A 19236-nucleotide genomic window follows, 5' to 3' on the forward strand; every position below is an offset into this window, starting at 1 on the left:
ACTCAGGCCGACAGCGGGGCGCTGCGGATAGCGTCCACAGCCTTGAGGATTTCCTCGCTGGTGGCGGGTGCATTCAGCGGTGGGCTCGTACGGCCATCGCCCACGGCAGCCACCGCATCGCGAATGGCGAAGAACACCGAGAACGGCAGCAGCAGCGGCGGCTCACCCAGCGCCTTGGAGCGGTGGATGCTGTCTTCCACGTTGGCGTTGTTGAACAGGTGCACGCGGAAGTCCGTCGGGCAGTCGTTGACCGTCGGGATCTTGTAGGTGGACGGCGCGTGCGTCATCAGCTTGCCGTTTTTGTTCCACCACAGCTCTTCGGTCGTCAGCCAACCCATGCCCTGAATGAACGCGCCTTCCACCTGGCCGATGTCGATGGCCGGATTGATCGATCGGCCGGCGTCGTGCAGCACGTCGGCGCGCAGCAGGCGCCATTCGCCGGTGAGCGTGTCAACCACTACTTCCGAGACTGCCGCGCCATAGGCGTAGTAGTAGAACGGACGGCCCTTGAGCTTGGCTTGATCCCAGTGCAGCTTGGGCGTGGCGTAGAACCCGTCGGACCACAATTGCACGCGGGCAACATAGGCCTTGCCGATCAGTTCATCGAATGGCACGCGGCGTGCACCGATTTCCAGATGGTCGCCCACGATCGCCACCGTCTCGACGGGCACTTCGTAGTGCTCGGCGGCAAACGCGATCAGGCGCTGGCGGATCTGGCGTGCGGCGTCTTGCGCAGCCTTGCCGTTCAGGTCGCTGCCGGTTGATGCAGCCGTGGCGGATGTGTTGGCCACCTTGCTGGTGTCCGTGGCCGTCACGCGGATGCGCGTGAACGACACGCCCAGTTCGTGCGCCACGACCTGCGCGACCTTGGTGTTCAGGCCCTGACCCATTTCGGTGCCGCCGTGGTTCACCAGGATCGAGCCGTCGTTGTAGACGTGCACAAGCGCCCCGGCCTGGTTGAAGTGCTTCACGTTGAACGAGATGCCGAACTTCACCGGCGTCAACGCCAGACCGCGCTTGAGCACCGGGCTGGTCGCATTGAACGCGCGAATCGCTTCGCGGCGGGCGCGGTAGTCGGAGGTGGCCTCCAGCTCGTCGAGCAGTTCGTGGATGACGTTGTCTTCCACGGTCTGGCCGTACGGCGTGACGTTGTTCTTGTCCTTGCCGTACAGATTGGCGCGGCGCACATCGAGCGGGTCCTTGCCGACCGACCGCGCGATGTTGTCCATGATGTACTCGATGGCAAACGCGCCCTGCGGGCCGCCGAAGCCGCGGAAGGCAGTGTTCGACTGCGTGTTGGTGCGTGCGCAGAAACCGTCGATCTCTACCTCGGGCAGCCAGTAGGCGTTGTCGAAGTGGCAGATGGCGCGCGTCATCACGGGGCCCGACAGGTCGGCCGAAAAACCGGCGCGCGACGTCATGTCCACCTTGACGCCCTGGATGCGGCCGTCGTCGTCGTAGCCGGCTTTATAGGCGAAGCGGAAGTCGTGCCGCTTGCCGGTGATCATCATGTCGTCGTCGCGGTCCGGACGCAGCTTGACGGGGCAGGCAAGTTTCCATGCCGCCAGCGACGCACAGCAGGCGAACAGGCCCGACTGCGATTCCTTCCCACCGAAACCGCCGCCCATGCGGCGGCATTCGACCAGCACCTGGTTGGCGTGCCAGCCCAGCATGTGCGACACCATGTGCTGCATCTCGGTCGGGTGCTGTGTCGAGCACCACACGTGCATGCCGTTGTCTTCCTTCGGCACCGCGTACGAAATCTGGCTTTCGAGGTAGAACTGCTCCTGGCCGCCCAGCGACATCTTGCCGGTTTCAGAGCGGGGTGCAGCGGCGATGCGCTCAGCCGGTTCGCCGCGCTTGAGGTGCATCGGGGGCAGCACGGATTTGCCGGCCGCACGCGCCTCTTCCGGGGTCAGCATCGGGGGCAGAACTTCGTATTCGATATTGCCCAGACGCGCCGCGCGGCGCGCCGCATCGTGTGATGTGGCTACCACGATGAACATCGGCTGGCCGATGAAGTGCACCGTGTCGGTGGCGAGGATCGGGTCGTCGTGGATGATCGGGCCGCAATCGTTCGTGCCGGGAATATCGGCCGACGTGAACACCGCCACCACGCCGGGCGCGGCCTTCACGCGGTCCAGATCCATGTTGACGATGCGCGCATGCGCCTGCGTGCTCATGCCGAGCGCCGCGTGCAGCGTGCCGGCCAGTTCGGGAATGTCGTCGGTGTACGTGGCGGTGCCCGCAACATGCAGGTGTGCGGATTCGTGCGGGCGAGAAATGCCCACCACAGCGCCGCGCTGGCCAGACATGGCCGCAGCAATATCGGCTTCCGCCAGCAGGAAGGCTTCGGTTTGCTTGTTCATGTTCTTACGCTGCCGTGAGGGTATTCAATTCGACCGCGCGCACATTGATCTGTTCGGGTGCGAGTGGCGTATCGGTGCGGGTTTCCAGCCAGAAGCGGTACACCGTGTTGGCGGCCGATACGCGGCGATAGTTGTCGGTGGCGCGCATGTCGGTCAGCGGGGTGTAGTCGCGCGACATGGCTGCCATGGCAGCACGCACGGTCGCTTCATTCCAGGGCTGGCCGACGATGGCGTTTTCCGTCTCCGTCGCGCGCTTGGACGTTGCCGCCATGCCGCCGTAGGCGATGCGTGCGCTGCGCACGATGTCACCGTCCAGTTCGATGGCCAGCGCTGCGCACACGGCAGAAATGTCTTCGTCAAAGCGCTTGGACAGTTTGTACGTGCGAAAGCGCAGAGCATCACGGCCCTCACGCGCGGGGATGCGCAGGCCAGCCACGAATTCCCCTTCTTCCATCGCGTTCTTCTGATAGGCGAGGTAGAGGTCTTCGAGTGGCAATTCGCGGCGGACTTCGCCACGTTGCAGCACGACGCGCGTGCCGATGGCAATGAGCGCAGGCGCGGAGTCACCAATCGGCGAGCCGTTTGCGACGTTGCCGCCCAGCGTGCCGGCATTGCGGATCGGCAGCGAGGCAAAGCGCTTCCACAGCTCGGTCGTCTCAGGGTAGTCCGCCGCCAGGAATTCGTAGGCTTTTTCCAGCGAGACAGCAGCGCCGATCTCGATCCAGCCGTCGCGCTTTTCCAGTGCGTACAGGTCGGCCACTTGGCCGATGTACAGGATGTCGCCCAGGTCGCGGAACTGCTTGGTGACCCACAGGCCGACGTCGGTGCTGCCGGCCAGGATGCGGATGTTCGGATGCGCGGCCTTGATGGCGGCAAAGGCCGATGCGGTGCGCGGTGCGTAGAAGCGCGGTGCGTTCTCGGTGCCGACCGGCGCATAGCTGAAGGTGTCCTTGCGTTGCAGCTTGCGCAGCGTTTCGGCCAGTTGCGTGCGGTCGATGCCGGCAGGGGAGGGCAGCTCGAACATGCGTTCGCCGGCGTCGATGATCGGACGGTAGCCAGTGCAGCGGCAGAGGTTGCCGGTGAGCGAATCGCAGATGGTCTGGCGCGACGGGATCGGCGCCTGATTGCCGGTGTTCTCGTACAGGGCGTAGAGCGACATGACGAAGCCTGGCGTGCAGAAGCCGCACTGCGACCCATGGCACTCCACCATGGCCTCTTGCACCGGGTGCAGCGTGCCATCCTTGCCACGCACGTCTTCCACGGTGAACAGCGCCTTGCCGTCGAGCGTGGGCAGGAACTGGATGCACGCGTTGACGGCCTTCAGGCCGACGCTGCCGTCTTCCTGCAGTTCACCGAGCACGACGGTACAAGCACCGCAATCGCCCTCGGCGCACCCTTCCTTGGTGCCGGTGCAGTGTGCGTCTTCACGCAGGTATTGAAGCACCGTCCGGGTGATCGGGGCGTCCGTGACGGTGCGGACCTGGCCGCGGTGGAAGAAGCGGATGGGCTGAGTCTCCATGGGGGTTCTACGCCTGTTTGTGTGTGTAACGGAACCATAGCACCGGGCCAGGAATGCAATATTTGGCCCATGTGATAACCCGCATCGGAAAGCCAAAATCCGGGGTATACCCGCCGGTAGCGGTCTGGCGGCGCGGCGTGCAGGTGACATACACTGACAGCGTCCCCAAGCACTTCTTTTAGAAGGGTCGGCGCAGCCGTTACCCGCCTCCAGATGCACGGCAAAGATCACCTCGATACCTACCTCCTGCGCGTTCTCTACACGCTGCTCACCGAGCAGAGCGTGACGCGTACGGCGGTCAAGCTCGGCCAGTCGCAGCCGGCCATCAGCAATACGCTCAAGCGCCTGCGCGAGATCACCGGCGACGCCATCCTGGTGCGCGGCAAGAACGGCATGGTGCCGACCGAGCGCGGCCACGATTTGCTGGCGCTCGCGCAGCAGAGCCTGGAGGCGATGGAGCGCATCGCCCGCCCGTCGCAGGAATTCGACCCCGGCAACACCACCCGCACGTTTCACCTCGGTGCGCCGGATTACCTCGATGCCTTTTTCCTGCCCAACATCGTCGAGCGTCTGCGCAAGCAGGCACCGCAGGCCAAGTTGGTGGTGCATCCGCTCAATGCCGGCGTCGATTACCTTGCCGCGCTGGAGCAGGGCGGCATGGACCTCGTGATCGGCAACTGGCTCTCGCCGCCGGAACATCTGCACATTTCGCCGTTGTTCGACGATGAAGTCGTCTGCATGTTGGGGGCGCAGCACCCGCTGGCGCGCAAGGGGATCTCGCTCAAGCACTACGTGGAAATGCCGCATCTGGCGCCCGCGCCGTACGCCGTCATGCAGCGCAGCATGATCGATCAAGCACTTGCGGAGCAGGGGCTGAAGCGGCAGATCCAAGTGTCGCTGCCATATTTCGGGCTGGTGCCGTATGTGCTGATGCGCACCGATCTGGTCTTCACCACTGGCCGCCAGTTCGCTGCGCACTGCGCCCAGTATTTGCCGATCCGCATCCTGCCGACGCCCATGGCGTTCCCGAAGATGCGCTTCTACCAGCTCTGGCATGAACGCAGCCATGCCGCGCCCGATGTGATGTGGCTGCGCCGCATGATCGGCGAGGTGGCGGCAGAGTTGCCGCAGCATTCGCAGTTGGAATCGGCGGTGGCCTGAAGCTGCACCGCCGCCGCTCAGCCATGCCGCCGCGCGGGGGGCTACTTTCCGCTTGCGACGGCCTTCCCGTAGTCCGGGAAAAACACCTGTTCCCCGTTGACCTTGAAACCGGCGATCACTTGCTGACCCTCCGGTGACGTGATCCATTCGATCAGCCTGGTCGCATCAGCGTAGTTGACGCTGGGGTATTTCTTCGGGTTGACCGCGATGATGCCGTAGGGATTGAACATGCGCGGGTCTCCGGCCAGCACGATGTCGAGACCCGTCTTGGCGCGGTAGGCGCCGTAGGTTGCGCGGTCCGAGAGCGTGTAGGCGTTCATCTGCGCGGCCATGTTCAGCACTTCGCCCATTCCGAGCCCCGCGCTGACGTACCACGGCCTGCCTTTCGGGTCGATGTTGGCCGTCTTCCAGTAAGCCTTTTCCATGACGTCGGTGCCGGAGTTGTCACCGCGCGAGATGAACTTGGTGCCGGCTTTTTCGCCCGCCGCGGCGACGGTCTCCATCCCCTGGATGACGTTCTTCTGGCCACGCACGTGAGCCGGGTCTGCCTCGGGGCCGACGAGGATGAAGTCGTTGTACATCACGTCGCGGCGGTCGATGCCGCCGCCTGAGGCGACGAAGGCGTCTTCCAGTTGGCGGGCGTGCACGAGCACCACATCCACGTCCCCCGATTCACCCAGCTTGACTGCCTTGCCGGTGCCAACGGCAATCACGTGCACATGGATGCCAGTGGCCGCCTCGAACTTGGGTAACAGGACTTTCAGCAGACCGGAATTTTCAGTGCTGGTGGTGGTGGCCATGCGGAGATCGCCAGCATATGCGGCCGTGGCGAGCGCGAGTGTCATGCAGATGACTGCAGACAGCCGAAGGGTTTGGGACAATCCGGGCATGTTGTGGGGTCAGCGGGAAGGCGTGGACGCTTTATGTCGGATGCTGCATGATGACAGCAACGTCGGGGGCGGTCAGCGGCCACGATATGCCCGCCCCGGGGATGAGCAGGATTGTTCTCCCGGGCCACGGCGGAAGTAAATAGGAAACCATAAACATAATGACATTCCAGTTCGAAGTATTTCCGGTGGTGGGGCCGGACGACAACCCGCGCGCCAACGGCAAAGTGTTTCAGTTGCTGCGGGCGGTGCGCGAGACGGGGTCGCTGCACCGGGCGGCCAAACAGGTGGGGCTGTCGTACCGGCACGCCTGGGGGGTGATGCGGTCGTGGGAAGAAATGCTCGGCCGCTCGCTGCTCGACATGGAGCGCGGCCGGGGGGCTTCGCTCACGCTCTTTGGCGAGCGCATGTTGCGCGCCGAGATGCGCTTGCGTGAGCAACTCGATCCGGCGCTGCACCAAGCCATGGGGCAGTTCCTCTCCGAGCTGGAAGATGCCTCCCAGTCGCAGGCGCGCATCCGGTTCTCGGGCAGTCACGACCCGGCCGTGGAAGTGCTGGCCGAGACGTTCGCGCGGCAAAGCCACGGTGCCCACATCGATACCGTGTTCTGCAGCGCTGTTGAAGGGCTGATCTGCCTGCAGGAAAAGCAATGCGAGGTGGCCGGCTTCTATGTGGCACCGCAGCAGGGTGCTGGCTCAATCGCGCACCAGACCTTGCGTAAGTGGCTGCGCCCGACGGCCGTACGCCTGATCGCCCTGGCCGATCGCGAGCAGGGGCTGATGATGTCGGCGGAATGGGCCGGGCGGGTGCGGTCATTGGGCGACCTGGCGCGTACGCAGGCGCGCTTCATCAACCGCCAGCGCAGTTCGGGCACGCGTTTGCTGTTCGATCAACTGCTGGTGGCTGCGGGTCTGTATCCCGACCAGATCCACGGGTATGACGAGCAGGAATTCTCCAGCGACAAGATCGCCGTGGCCGTGCAGGAAGGGCGAGCGGACGTCGGCTTCGGCCTGCGCCCGGGCGCCGAAGCCCATGGCCTGCACTTTGTGCCGCTGACGCGCGAAACGTATTACCTGGCGGTGCGCCGCAATGACGCGCTGTCGCCCTGGGTGCGCGAGCTGATCGAGCGCATTGGCCAGCCAGCCTTTCGCGAAGGGCTGGGCCACCTCGCAGGCTACCGACCGACCGAGCACGTTTCGCTGCTGACCGCAGAGCAGGCGCTGCCCTGGCACGCTGACGAGGCCCGCGCGCTGGCCCGCTGAAGTCGTGCGAACATGGCGGGGTTTGCGCGATCGAGCGCCCCGTCCATGTTCTGCCCATGTCACGTTTCTCCGTCTGGACCCAAGCCCTGCGCATGCTGCGCCGCGACTGGCGCGCCGGCGAACTGAACCTCCTGCTCGTCGCGCTGGTGCTGGCCGTGGCCGCGCTGGCGTCCGTCAGTTTCCTGGCCGACCGCATGCATGCCGGCTTGGAGCGCGATGCGCGTCAACTGATCGGCGCGGATGTGCTTGTCGTGTCCGACCAGCCGTTGCCACCCGACATCGAGGCGCATGCGCGCGCGCGCGGCCTGCAGGTCACGCACACCGCCACCTTCCCCAGTATGGCGAGCACGTTGGCCAAGGGCGCCTCAGGCGAACCCGCTTCGCAACTCGCCGCCATCAAGGCCGTCGACATGGGTTACCCGCTGCGCGGCACCCTCAAGGCGAGCGATGACGGGCGCGACACCGTGGGCGCGCCAATCCGGGGCATTCCTGCCGCAGGCACGGTGTGGGTGGACGCACCGCTGCTCGAAGCGCTCGGCATTCGCGTGGGCGATGCGATCCGCCTGGGCACGCGCACGTTCAAGGTCGCCCATGTCATCACCCAGGAACTCGATCGCGGCGCGGGCTTCATGAATTTCGCCCCCCGGGTGATGTTGCCGATGTCGGATCTGGGTTCGACGGGCCTCGTCACTTACGGCAGCCGGGTGACGTATCGCTTGCTGGTGGCGGGCCCCGATGCCGCTGCCAGTGCGTTCCACACCTGGGCCGAGAACGAAACGAAGACGCGCCAACTGCGTGGCGTGCGCGTTGAGTCGTTGCAGAACGGCCAACCGCAGATGCGCGAAACGCTGGACCGCGCCGAGCGCTTCCTCTCGCTCGTTGCCTTGCTGGCCGCGATGATTGCCGCAGTGGCGATCACCATGGCCGCGCGCCGATACACCGCGCGGCATACCGATGCGGTGGCCGTCATCAAGTGCCTGGGGCTCAAGCAGGGGCAGATTCTCGGCACGTTCGCGCTGGAGTTTTTGTTGATCGGCGTGCTGGGTTCGGCCGTGGGCGTGGCGCTGGGTTATGGCGCGCACTGGTTGTTGCTTGCGTCGCTCGGTGATCTGGTCACGGTGACATTGCCCGCGCCATCTGTCTGGCCTGCGGTAGTGGGCGTGGCGGCGGGGCTGGTGCTGCTCATTGGCTTTGCCGTGCCGCCGTTGCTGAGCCTCGTGCGCGTGGCGCCGCTGCGCGTACTGCGGCGCGATGTGGCTGAGCGCGCCGTTGCTGCGTGGATTGGCTATGCGCTGGGCGCGGCGGCATTCTTCGCGTTGCTCGTGGTATCTGCGCGCGACGTGAAGCTCGGTGCGCTGACGGCCGCCGGGTTTGCCGGCGCCATCGTTGTGTTTGCGCTCCTGGCCGCCGGTGGCTTGCGCGCGCTGGCGGTATCGCTGGGGCGTGGTCGTGCGCTCAGCGTGGGTTGGCGCTTTGCACTGGCCGTACTGGAGCGCCGTCGCGGCGTGAGCGTGCTGCAAACCGTATCGCTTGCCGTCGGCCTGATGGCGCTGCTGTTGCTCGCCATGACGCGCAATGACCTGATCCGCTCGTGGCACAACGCCACCCCGGCCGATGCGCCCAACCGTTTCATCATCAATATCCAGCCCGATCAGATGCGGGCAGTGGCGCAGGCCCTTGCCCAAGCTGGTGTGGCGGACCCACAGCTCTATCCGATGGTGCGCGGACGCCTAACCCAGGTGAATGGCCAGGTGATCGACCGCCAGACCTATGCCGAATCGCGCGCCCGCAACCTGGTCGAACGCGAATTCAACCTGTCGTACGCTACCGAGCCGCCGCCTGAAAATCGCATTGTTTCCGGCCAATGGTTCAGCGGGCAGAAGCCCGAGGCCTCGGTGGAAGAGGGCATTGCCAAGACGCTCAACCTGCGCCTGGGCGACGTGCTGCGTTTCGACGTCGCCGGGCAGACGGTGGATGCGCCCATCACGTCATTGCGCAAGCTCGACTGGAGTTCGATGCGCGTAAATTTCTTCGTGATCTTGCCGCCCGTGGCGCTGCACGACATGCCGCAGACGTACGTGACCGCGTTCCGCATTCCCGCCGGGCAGGCCGATCTGCCGGCCAAGCTCGTGCGTGAGTTTCCGAACCTCACGGTGGTCGATACCGAACTGATCTTGCAGCAGGTGCAGGGCGTGCTGGATCAGGTAACGGCGGCGGTGGAATTCCTCTTCGTCTTTACGTTGGCGGCGGGTGTGCTGGTGCTCTATGCCGCGCTCTCCGGCTCGCGTGACGAGCGCTTGCGCGATGCCGGCGTGCTGCGCGCGCTGGGCGCGGGCTCCGCTGTGGTACGCCAGACGCAGTATGCAGAAGTGCTGATCGTTGGCGGCTTGGCCGGGCTGATGGCCGGCGTGGGCGCAATCGCCATCGGCTGGGTGCTCTCGGCGCACGTGTTCGATTTTCCGTATCGTTTCAACCCGGCGATCCTGCCGGTGGGCGTTGTGAGCGGCATGGCTTGTGCCTTTGTTGGCGGCTGGCTGGGCTTGCGCGACGTGCTGCGTCGCCCGGCCATGGCAACGCTTCGTGACGCATGACGACGCCTAAATTTTTTGACGTGACTGACGCTGTATGACTGACGCAACTTCCGGCCAGGAAACCCTGGCTTTTGACCTGATTGGCGGCGAAGCGCGCGTGCGCGAACTCGTTGATCGCTTCTACGACCTGATGGATTTGGAGCCCGAGTTTGCCGTGCTGCGCGCACTGCATCCGCAAAGCCTGGATGGATCGCGCGACAAGCTGTTCTGGTTCCTGTGCGGTTGGCTGGGCGGCCCGAATCATTTCATCGAGCGCTTTGGCCACCCGCGCTTGCGCGCGCGCCATCTGCCGTTCGAGATCGGCACGCAGGAGCGTGATCAATGGATGCGCTGCATGGCACTCGCCATGCAAGATATCGGCTTGGACGAAGCCCTGCAGATGCGCCTGATGCAGGCGTTCTGGCAGACCGCCGATTGGATGCGGAACGTGCAGCGCTAAGGTGCCGCGCTATAGCGCACCTTACAAAAACAAGGAGACCCCAATGATCGGTTTGCCCACCGCCGATGACGTGCTCGCGTTTTGGTTCGGCAACGCGCCGCTGATCGACGCACGGCCGGAATGGTTCACCAAATCCGACGCGTTCGATACCGAGATCCGCACGCGCTTCATGCCGCTGTGGGAAGCGCTTTCTACGGGCGACGCCGACACCTGGATGGATACGCCGCTCGAAGCCATCGCGCGCATCGTTGTGCTCGACCAGTTCTCGCGCAACATGTTTCGCGGCAGTGCGCGCGCGTTTGCCAGCGACGCGGCTGCGTTGCACACCGCGCAGATCGTCGTGGCCGCGGGCTGGGATGCGCGACTGCCGACGCGCCATCACCGCATGTTCTGTTACCTGCCTTTCGAGCACAGCGAGGCACTGTCTGCGCAGGACGAATCGATTCGCCTCTACACGCGCCTGCGCGATCAGGAAGGCGATGCGGACTCGCTCATCTGGGCGGAGAAGCACCGCGAGATCGTGGCGCGCTTCGGGCGTTTCCCCCATCGCAACGAAGCCCTCGGGCGCGTTTCCACCCCCGAGGAAGTTGCGTTTCTGACCCAGCCAGGGTCGTCGTTTTAGGCCAACGGCGCCTTCCTGCTCAACGGCTCAACACCGAATACATCAGTGTTCCCGAGAAGGTCAGCAGTACGAGCGCTGCACCGCGCAACAGTTTGGGCGTATGAGACGCCCACGTGCGCCGTGTCGTGAGCAGCATGCCCAAATACGACCAGCCGATAGCAATGGGCACCAGCACGACCAGGAACGTGGCGATGGTCCGCCCAAAATCGGCTGCGGACTGGAATGCTGCGAGCGGGAAGAGCGTGCTTGCAAACAGCAGCGCCTTCGGGTTCATCAACGTGGTGGCGAACATGTCGCGCAAGCTGACAGGATTCGCCGCAACGTGCTGCAGTGCACCGCTTTGTCGCCAGATCTTTGCGGCCAAGTAGAGGATGTACGCGGAACTCAGCAGTTTGACGACGGCTGGCAGCCACGGCTGACTGACCGACAGCGCGGTCAGAAAGAATCCCCACAGCGAGATTGAAGTGACATAGCCCAGCGCCTCTACGGCAATGAGCGGGCTCGTCCGCCGCACGCCCACTTTGAGGCCGGACGAGAGCAGCAGCATGTTCGTCGGCCCCGGCATGATCAGCACCAGGGACGCGTACAGCGCCATCGTAAGCAACGAATCTTGCATGTCGCCCTACGTGCGCTCGCGACGCTCCGACCACTTGTCGACCGTCTCGCGCGGCGCACGCGCCAGCATGTCGATCAACGCGGCGGGGTCGTCGCTCACGTGCAGCAGGTCAGCGTGGTGGCGCTTGAGGAAGCCTTCCTGCACAGCATGGTCGATGAAGGCGAGCAGTTTGTCGTAGAAGCCCGCTACGTTCAGCAGGCCGATCGGCTTGTTGTGATAGCCGAGCTGCAGCCACGTGAAGGTCTCGAATAGCTCTTCGTACGTGCCGACGCCGCCGGGCATAGCGATGAAGGCATCCGCACGATCGGCCATCATCTGCTTGCGCTGGTGCATGCTGTCGACGATGTGCAGCTCGGTCAGGTCTTTATGGCCGACCTCCTTGCGCACCAGCGATTTCGGGATGATGCCGATCACCGGGGTGCCGCCTTGCAGCACCGCGTCGGCCACCACGCCCATCAGGCCGACGTTACCGCCGCCATAGACGAGCGTGAGGTCACGCTTGACCATCTCGCTGCCCAGCGCGATGGCATTGGCTTTGTATTCCGGGCGCTCGCCGGGGCTGGAACCGCAATAAACGCAGATCGATTTCATTGGGCGGGAGTTTTGTTGCCGGAGGTGCTGATGGGCGGATCATTGCTGCGGCTCACCGCCAGCAAATCGAACGCCCGCCGCGGCTTGCCGCGCAGGTAAGGCGCGAGGATCGACAGGATGTGGTAGCTCGCGCCGTGCAGGTGGTCGCGGATTGCGTTCTGGTCGTTGTACTGGCGTGGGTGCTGCACGAACTGGAACGACAGCCAGTAGGTGGCGATCACGACGATGTTGGTGCAGATGACATCGATTTGCTCGGCCGTGGCTTCCATCTCGCCGTCTTCGATGAACTGGTGGCAGATGTCCATGGCGAAATGGCGCTTCTGCTCGACGATGCGCTTGAAGTTCAGTTCAAGCATGCGGTTGCGTGCGAGCAGATCGTTGATGTCGCGGTACAGGAAGCGGTAGTTCCAAAGAAACTCCGACATGTACTGCAGGTAGCCCCAGGTCTCGTCAAGTGTGGCCTTGTGGTCATCCGGCAGCTTCAGACGGCGCGCGATCTCCTGCTCGAACTGCACGAAGATCGAGTTGATGATGTCGTCCTTGTTGCGGAAGTGGTAGTACAGGTTGCCCGGGCTGATCTCCAGCTCTTCGGCGATCGTCGTGGTGGTGACGTTGGGCTCGCCCAAGTCGTTGAACAGGCGCAGCGACACTTCGAGGATGCGATCGCGCGTGCGGCGCGGGCCGGTGGAATGCTGCTTGGTTTCCATTGACTGCCAAGGCCGGTGGCCCTGTCTCCGTGGCGTATTGGTGCCCGGATTATAAGAGATCGTGCTTGTGCAACGACCCCTACATGCTGTGGGGCCGACATTGCCAAACGTTGTCGCCGGTTTTTCGCTGGTGTTCCTAATGCAACAGCGAGGCCACCCATGGCCAGGCGATCGCCAACCACGTCCCCGCGCACAGCAGCAGGGCCAGCATGACGGCTGCGCTGCCGAAATCCTTGGCACGCTTGGAAAGCCCGTGCTGTTCCAACGAGATACGGTCGACCGCCGCTTCCACGCTCGAATTGAGCAGCTCGACGATGAGCACCAGCACCAGCGTACCGAGCATCAGAATGCGCTCGACCACCGTGGCTGGGATGACGAACGCGCAGGGCAGCAGGATTGCGCACAGCGTCAATTCCTGGCGGAACGCGCTTTCCTCGTCGATGGCGAAGCGGATGCCGCTGATGGAGTTCTTGAGCGCAAACCATGCCCGCGTGATGCCGCGATTGCCCTTATGCGGGTTGTCGGCCGGCGAATAGGCGCCGGCCGCTGGTGGTGCAGGCGGATTTTCCAGACGCCGGTCCGGCGGGGTGGTGGGCTTCATGGAACGCAAGGCTCAGGCACCCGCGGCGGTGGACGGCTCGGCGGCCTTGGTGTTGCCGGCCGGCGCGGCGGGCATCGGGCGCAGGTGCGCGAGGAATTGCTCCGAGGCCGCGCGCCACGAGAACTTCTCGGCATGCGCACGCGCCGTGGCACGGTCGATACGCAGCGCTTCCAGGCATGCTTCGCGCAAGTCTTCGCGCAACGCACCGGCCGGCGAATCTCCCAACACGTCGATCGGCCCCGTCACCGGATACGCGGCAACCGGCAGGCCGCTGGCCAGTGCCTCCAGCAGTACCAGGCCGAACGTGTCGGTGCGGCTCGGGAAGACGAACACGTCGGCCGAGGCGTACACCTTGGCCAGCTCCGGTTGCTTGAGTACGCCGAGGTAGCTCGCGTTCGGGTACTTCGCCTTCAGCCCGGCCAGGGCGGGGCCTTCACCCACCACCCATTTGGAGCCCGGCAGATCCAGCTCCAGGAAGGCTTCGACGTTCTTCTCCACGGCCACACGGCCGACGTACAGGAAGATCGGATGGGCCGTATTAAGCACGTTGCTGCGCTGGGCGGTGAAGATGTCCAGATCCACGCCGCGCGTCCACAGCACGCCATTGGTGATGCCGTAGTCGGCAAGGTCTTTCAGCACTACGGGTGTCGGTGCCATCACCGCCTGGGCAGGGCTGTGGAACCAGCGCAGAAAGCGATACGTCCACGCCAGCGGAATGCCGAAGCGCGCCTGCACGTACTCCGGAAAACGGGTGTGGTACGCGGTCGTGTAGGGCAGCTTGTGGCGCAGCGCGTAGGCGCGTGCGGCGAGGCCAAGCGGGCCTTCGGTGGCAATGTGTAGCGCCTGCGGGGCGAACTTCTCGATGCGCTCGCGCACGCGCTTGGCCGGCAGGATCGACAGGCGGATTTCCGGATACGTCGGGCACGGCACCGTCTTGAATTCCAGCGGCGTGATCATGTCGACGATGTGCCCCATGGCTTCCAGTTCGCGACGCGTCTGGGTGAGGGTACGGACGACGCCGTTGACCTGCGGTTCCCAGGCATCGGTGACGATCATGACTTTCACAGGCTCTCCTTGGGGGGTAGGTTGGGCTGCGGCGTGCTGCACGAGGTCGATGCTGGTGTTGGTCATAGGGGCTTCCATTAGGCGGCGGCCGCAGCGGCACGGCGTGCGCGGCGGGATGTGCGCGGCGCATCGAGCAGATGCGTCCAGTAGACGATCTGCAGTTCGCCTTCCATGGTTTCGACCAGGGCAGAAAGGCTCTCCACCCAGTCGCCGTCGTTGCAGTAAAGCTGGCCGTCGATCTCGCGGATCTCGGCTTTGTGGATATGCCCGCAGACCACGCCGTCGCAGCCGCGGCGGCGCGCTTCGTCCGTCATCACGCGCTCGAACGAATTGATGAAGTTGACTGCGTTCTTGACCTGATGCTTCAGGTATTGCGACAAAGACCAGTACGGAAACCCAAGCCGCACGCGGATGCGGTTGAAGTGCCGGTTCATCGCCAGGATGAAGGTGTAGAGCGAGTCGCCCACGTAGGCCAGCCAGCGGGCGTGCTGCATCACGCCGTCAAACAGGTCGCCGTGCACAACCCACAGGCGCTTGCCAGTGGCGGTCACGTGCACTGCATCTTCAGCGACTTCGATATCGCCAAAGTTCAGGCCGTGGAACTGACGCGCCATCTCGTCGTGGTTGCCCGGGATGAACACCACACGAGTACCTTTGCGCGCGCGGCGCAGCACCTTCTGCACCACATCGTTGTGTGCCTGCGGCCAGTACCAGCCCTTTCGCAGTTGCCAGCCGTCAACGATGTCCCCCACCAGGTACAGCGTGTCCGATTCGTGGTGCTTCAGAAAGTCGAGCAGATAATCGGCCTGGCAGCCCGGCGTGCCGAGGTGGATGTCCGACAGCCAGATCGTGCGGTAACGCTGGATTTTTTCGGCGGGCGGGTCAGTGTCCGTATCAGCCGAGTGCTCTGGCGCCAACGTGGAAGCTGGCGTGGCGGCCGGTGCTTCGTGCTCGCGCACATCGCCGCGGCCCGCTGGCACAGCCGAGCCCAGCGCGCCGGCAGCGGCAAGTCCGGCAGCCATTTGCATCAGAGGCGGTGGAGCATTCCAGTCGGAACCGGTGAGGGGAGCAGCGCGAAAGCGTTGCGCGAGGCGGCGGAGGAAACCAGGGCGCGATGGCAGATTTGGCAGGACCATGTCGGCAACAGAGGCTGCGTTGGACGGATTTCGCCATCGCTGCATGAAAGAGCCGTGTCAGAAACATGACCGTCACATGACGTGTTTGCCGAGAAGGGGGTGGGCTTGCGCCCGAGACCTGCGCCGGGCGCGCGTTTCAGGCCGATGAGATCGCGGAGAGGCCTTCAATGCGGGCGAGTTCCGTCAGCACAGCGTCGCGCACGCGGGCGTCGCATAGCAGCGACACATGGCCGATGCCCCCAAACGGGATGTGACGCGCGCCTTCCAGCCAGGACGCACCGGCCGGGCCGACGATGGAGTCGTGCCACGAAAAAATCGACGTGATGCGTGCGCGCACGTCAGGCGTTTCGGACGCTGCAAGCTGGCGCAGCCAAGGACTCGCCCAAGCCATCTGGCGCACGTTGTGGCCGCGCCCCGTACGCGCCATCGCGGTGCCCCGATGCGGCGTGCCGAGCGTGATGACGTGGGCGATGGGGCAGGGCTCCGATTGGCGCAGCAGCGCTCGGGCGGCGAGCCCGCCCATGCTGTGGCAGAGCAGGACGGGCGCACGGCCATGCATGCGCGTCAGGCGCGCGACGGCGGCGGCAATGTCGCGGGCGTAGTCGTCGATGTCGCCCAGCAGCGGCATGAGATCGATGGCATCCGTGGGGTGCCCGGCGGCGGCCACGTATTGCTGCATTGGCAACCACACCGCGTGATTGCAGCCGTAGCCGTGGATCATCAGCACAGGCACGCGGTTGCCATCGCCCGCCGGCGCTTGGAACGCAGCGTGCGCCCGGAACGGTTGCAGCACATTGAACATCCACGCTACGGATACACATTCGCGCAGCCAACACCCCATGAAGCCGGCGACGCCGATACGATGCGTACGCGGCACGGGCATGCGGTCCCACACGGGGTCGTCCGGTATCGCGGTGCCCAGGCTCTTCAGGGACACCAGGAACGCCCATCCGACCGAAAGGAGATAACCCAGCACCAGCGCCGCGCCAGCGAGCAGGCTTGCAGTCGGCCAACTCCATCCGCCCCAGTAATGCGCCGCCCAGCCAACCGCCAGCGTTGCCGCACACTGCAGCGCCACGGCAATGCGGCGCGCAGTGGCCGCGGTCAGGAAGGCGAGGGGAACAGGCGAGGTGGGCAGATCGGCGCGCGTCATGGTGGAGGTCGCCGCCGAGCGTGAAACCGATCAGTCGCGCACCAGCCGCGTGCCGGCCAGGCGATCGTGCAGGAACTGGCGCTGCGGATCGAGCCACGCCAGCGCGCCCCAAGCCAGCAGGCACGCCAGAGCGACACCCGCGCCGGCCCAGCGGGACGCTCCGCTCAGGTGGATCACGCCGACTGCCGCGGCCACCCATATCCACGCCAGCAGATAGCGCGCAACTGCGCGCCCCAGCGAAATACGCGATCCATCGGCGTTGACCACGCGCATGCGCCACGTCTGCATCGCCAGCGTCTGGCCGCGCTTGCGCCAGAACCAAACGAAGTACAGACCGAGCGCCAAAAAGCCCCACACCTGCAGCCCCACATCGCCGGTGCGCGCCAGGGGCGGCACGATTAGGCGCAGGAGCAGAAAGACAGCCGTGGCGCCAAACATCACGCCAAACAGCAGCAGGCCCTCGTAGAGCATCGCGGCAAGACGGCGGCGCAGCGTGGGCGCGGCAATCGGATCAGGTGCCGCAACGGGTGGAGATGAGGAAACGGAGGTGGCCATCGAACAGAGTGTGAGCGCCGTCAGCGCAGTCCATCATGTGCCGGCGCGCTGGGTGTCGTGCGGCACGTGGTTCGGATTATGCCAAAGGGTTTGCCGGCCTCAGCCGCCCAGCACCGTGGAGGGTGGCGGATTGCCGGATTCTCCACCGGTGGTGGTGGACGGTGCAACAGGGTGTACAGGCGTGAGCGGCGCGCTTGCAGGTGCCGTAGCGGCAGGTTCGGGCGCATGGGCTGCAACCGGCGCGGATGCCGTGGCTGTCGGCTTGCTCGTCGGCGCCGACTTGGTCGTACCTGGCTTGGTGCGCGCACCGTGATGGATCGATTTGGCCGCGTCCTTCGCCAACCTTGCGCCGCCCGGCAGCGCCGTCACTGCTGTCGGATGCTTTTGCGCCTTGGCCGCGGCAGCCAGCGCTTTCTTCTGCTCTTCCGTCAGTTGCTGATAGCTCTGCCAGGCCTCGCTCTTCTTCTGCACCGGAAGCGACTTGGTGGTCTGGAAATTCTCACGAGCGCGGTGGCGTTGCTCCGGCGTGAGCTTGACCCAATCCGCCATGCGCGTTTGCAGGCGCTGCTGCTGAGCCGGCGTGTATTTCGGATATGCCCGGGCGATCTGCAACCACTTTTGGCGGGCCAGTTCTGGCAGGCTGTTCCATTCGGGCGCCAGCGGCGCGAAGATGCGCTGCTGCACGATGGTCAACTCGGCCCAGTTCGGGTGGACGGCGGGTAGCGGATTGGTTGCGGGCGGTGTCGGCAGATCAACCGGCGCATTGACTGTCACGCCCGGCGCCGCTGCAGGCGCCGAAGCGGCCGGAACCTGCGCGATCGCCAGTCCCGCCATCAGGCCGGCAGCGCCGATCAACGCGACGATGCTGGCGCGTAGGCACAGGGTCTTTGCGCCTCGCGGTGATTGGCCGGGGGTGTGCTGGAATTTGCTCATCGATCAGCCTTTCACTGATCGTGCTTGAGGTACTGATGGAAGCCTTGATCGGCGTAAGCGGCCAGCGGCAGATCATCGAGCAGCATCGCGGCATCGACCTCCGCGAGCTCGTCCACGCGTTGCTGCTGTTGCCACTGATAAATGCCTGCGAGGCCCGCCACCAGAGCGATGGTCGGCCACAGCAGGCCGAGGCGACGCAGGACTGCGGCGGCGCGTTGCAGCGGCGACGGCGCTTCGCCTTCCGTCTCGAAAGACACGGAGCCGACGCCCGGCATCGCCAAGGCGGGCGAGCGCACTGTGCCGGGCACTTCCGCTTTCTTGTGCGCAAGCGCTGTCCGGCGCGCCGCTGCGAGGCGGTCGCGTACGTCGGGCGGCAACTGTCCGGCCGACTCATTCAGAGCGGTTCGGACGGCATGCACAAAACGGCGTTCTCGGAGTTCTACCTTGTTCATAGTCGGATCCCTCGCGCCCGCAGCGCTTGGGCCAGGGCGTGTGTTGCCCGCGAGCAGTGCGTCTTTACACTGCCCTCGGAACAGCCCATTGCCTGGGCTGTCTCGGCAACATCCATGTCCTCCCAATAACGCATCAGGAAGGCCTCCCGTTGACGTGTGGGCAGCTTCTCGATTTCGCGTTCCAGGATTTCCAGCATCTGCGAGCGCTCGAATTTGTCGGCGCTGCTTTCCGCCGCTGTGGTGCCGGCTTCGCTTTCGATCAGTTCAAGCGGGTCGGTGTCGTCGCCCTCAGCGTCCGTGCGGAAGCTGGAGAACAGGCTCACCCAGGTGTTGCGCACCTTGGAGCGGCGAAACCAGTCGTGAATCGTGTTCTGCAGAATGCGCTGGAACAGCAGGGGTAGCTCGGCGCTCGGCTTGTCGCCGTATTTCTCGGCCAGCTTGATCATGGCGTCCTGCACGATATCAAGCGCGGCATCGTCGTCGCGCACCGCGAAGACCGCCTGCTTGAAGGCGCGTTTCTCGACGCTTGAGAGAAAGGCCGACAGTTCCTGTTCAGAGGCCATACAACGGCGGGTGC

19 protein-coding genes are annotated in these 19236 nt (G+C 64.8%); 5 read left to right on the forward strand and 14 right to left on the reverse strand.

Annotation, left to right across the window (positions count from 1 at the left end; genetic code table 11):
* Nucleotides 1-2: 2 nt before the first annotated feature.
* Both xdhB and xdhA read right to left on the reverse strand, forming a co-directional pair.
* Nucleotides 3-2369, reverse strand: coding sequence for a xanthine dehydrogenase molybdopterin binding subunit (gene xdhB, locus M1D44_RS04565; protein WP_316854173.1), 2367 nt, complete (start codon nt 2367-2369; stop codon nt 3-5).
* Between the two features lie 4 nt (nt 2370-2373).
* Nucleotides 2374-3888 (reverse strand): xanthine dehydrogenase small subunit, encoded by a 1515-nt coding sequence (gene xdhA, locus M1D44_RS04570; protein WP_316854174.1) that lies wholly within the window; start codon nt 3886-3888, stop codon nt 2374-2376.
* Between the two features lie 213 nt (nt 3889-4101).
* On the opposite strand from xdhA, the gene M1D44_RS04575 reads away from it, so the two are divergent.
* A complete protein-coding gene (locus M1D44_RS04575) occupies nt 4102-5049 on the forward strand; it encodes a LysR substrate-binding domain-containing protein (protein WP_024975264.1) in 948 nt (315 codons plus the stop codon).
* A 41-nt stretch (nt 5050-5090) separates the two neighbouring features.
* On the opposite strand, the gene M1D44_RS04580 is transcribed toward M1D44_RS04575, so the two are convergent.
* Nucleotides 5091-5939 (reverse strand): ABC transporter substrate-binding protein, encoded by an 849-nt coding sequence (locus tag M1D44_RS04580; protein WP_316684630.1) that lies wholly within the window; start codon nt 5937-5939, stop codon nt 5091-5093.
* A gap of 158 nt (nt 5940-6097) precedes the next feature.
* Here M1D44_RS04580 and M1D44_RS04585 point away from each other — a divergent pair, with 158 nt between their 5' ends.
* Genes M1D44_RS04585 through M1D44_RS04600 form a run of 4 tightly spaced genes read left to right on the forward strand, consistent with a single transcriptional unit; the run spans nt 6098 to nt 10850 of the window.
* Nucleotides 6098-7198 carry a substrate-binding domain-containing protein gene (locus M1D44_RS04585; RefSeq protein ID WP_316854175.1) on the forward strand — a complete coding sequence of 367 codons (1101 nt, stop codon included), beginning with the start codon at nt 6098-6100 and terminating at the stop codon, nt 7196-7198.
* A gap of 56 nt (nt 7199-7254) precedes the next feature.
* A complete protein-coding gene (locus M1D44_RS04590) occupies nt 7255-9789 on the forward strand; it encodes an ABC transporter permease (protein WP_316854176.1) in 2535 nt (844 codons plus the stop codon).
* A 34-nt stretch (nt 9790-9823) separates the two neighbouring features.
* Nucleotides 9824-10228, forward strand: a complete 405-nt coding sequence (locus tag M1D44_RS04595; RefSeq protein WP_024975268.1) for a group II truncated hemoglobin — start codon at nt 9824-9826, stop codon at nt 10226-10228.
* Nucleotides 10229-10271: 43 nt separating this feature from the next.
* Nucleotides 10272-10850 (forward strand): DUF924 family protein, encoded by a 579-nt coding sequence (locus M1D44_RS04600; RefSeq protein ID WP_316854177.1) that lies wholly within the window; start codon nt 10272-10274, stop codon nt 10848-10850.
* A 19-nt stretch (nt 10851-10869) separates the two neighbouring features.
* Here M1D44_RS04600 and M1D44_RS04605 read toward each other — a convergent pair whose 3' ends face one another.
* The 11 genes from M1D44_RS04605 to M1D44_RS04655 all read right to left on the reverse strand — a co-directional run bounded on the left by M1D44_RS04605 (nt 10870) and on the right by M1D44_RS04655 (nt 19222).
* Entirely contained in the window at nt 10870-11466 is a 597-nt protein-coding gene (locus tag M1D44_RS04605; protein WP_024975270.1) for a LysE family translocator, read from the reverse strand.
* A 6-nt stretch (nt 11467-11472) separates the two neighbouring features.
* On the reverse strand, nt 11473-12057 hold the full coding sequence (locus tag M1D44_RS04610; protein WP_024975271.1) for an LOG family protein: 585 nt from the start codon (nt 12055-12057) through the stop codon (nt 11473-11475).
* Nucleotides 12054-12764 carry a TetR/AcrR family transcriptional regulator gene (locus tag M1D44_RS04615; protein ID WP_024975272.1) on the reverse strand — a complete coding sequence of 237 codons (711 nt, stop codon included), beginning with the start codon at nt 12762-12764 and terminating at the stop codon, nt 12054-12056. Before M1D44_RS04615 ends, M1D44_RS04610 begins: the two co-directional genes overlap by 4 nt.
* 136 nt (nt 12765-12900) lie before the next feature.
* A complete protein-coding gene (locus tag M1D44_RS04620; protein WP_112184248.1) occupies nt 12901-13365 on the reverse strand; it encodes a diacylglycerol kinase in 465 nt (154 codons plus the stop codon).
* Nucleotides 13366-13377: 12 nt separating this feature from the next.
* Nucleotides 13378-14421, reverse strand: coding sequence for a glycosyltransferase family 4 protein (locus M1D44_RS04625; protein WP_204360035.1), 1044 nt, complete (start codon nt 14419-14421; stop codon nt 13378-13380).
* An 86-nt stretch (nt 14422-14507) separates the two neighbouring features.
* Nucleotides 14508-15458 carry a UDP-2,3-diacylglucosamine diphosphatase gene (locus M1D44_RS04630; protein WP_112184250.1) on the reverse strand — a complete coding sequence of 317 codons (951 nt, stop codon included), beginning with the start codon at nt 15456-15458 and terminating at the stop codon, nt 14508-14510.
* Nucleotides 15459-15702: 244 nt separating this feature from the next.
* On the reverse strand, nt 15703-16719 hold the full coding sequence (locus M1D44_RS04635) for an esterase/lipase family protein (protein ID WP_439004782.1): 1017 nt from the start codon (nt 16717-16719) through the stop codon (nt 15703-15705).
* A gap of 30 nt (nt 16720-16749) precedes the next feature.
* The gene (locus M1D44_RS04640) at nt 16750-17274 is read right to left on the reverse strand and encodes an RDD family protein (RefSeq protein ID WP_316854179.1); all 525 of its coding nucleotides are present in this window, start codon (nt 17272-17274) and stop codon (nt 16750-16752) included.
* Nucleotides 17275-17373: 99 nt separating this feature from the next.
* Nucleotides 17374-18207, reverse strand: coding sequence for a DUF3106 domain-containing protein (locus M1D44_RS04645; RefSeq protein ID WP_439004781.1), 834 nt, complete (start codon nt 18205-18207; stop codon nt 17374-17376).
* A gap of 11 nt (nt 18208-18218) precedes the next feature.
* Entirely contained in the window at nt 18219-18659 is a 441-nt protein-coding gene (locus tag M1D44_RS04650; RefSeq protein ID WP_024975279.1) for a DUF3619 family protein, read from the reverse strand.
* Nucleotides 18656-19222, reverse strand: a complete 567-nt coding sequence (locus M1D44_RS04655) for an RNA polymerase sigma factor (protein WP_024975280.1) — start codon at nt 19220-19222, stop codon at nt 18656-18658. Before M1D44_RS04655 ends, M1D44_RS04650 begins: the two co-directional genes overlap by 4 nt.
* Nucleotides 19223-19236: the final 14 nt, after the last annotated feature.

The organism is Ralstonia sp. SA306 (assembly GCF_054792405.1).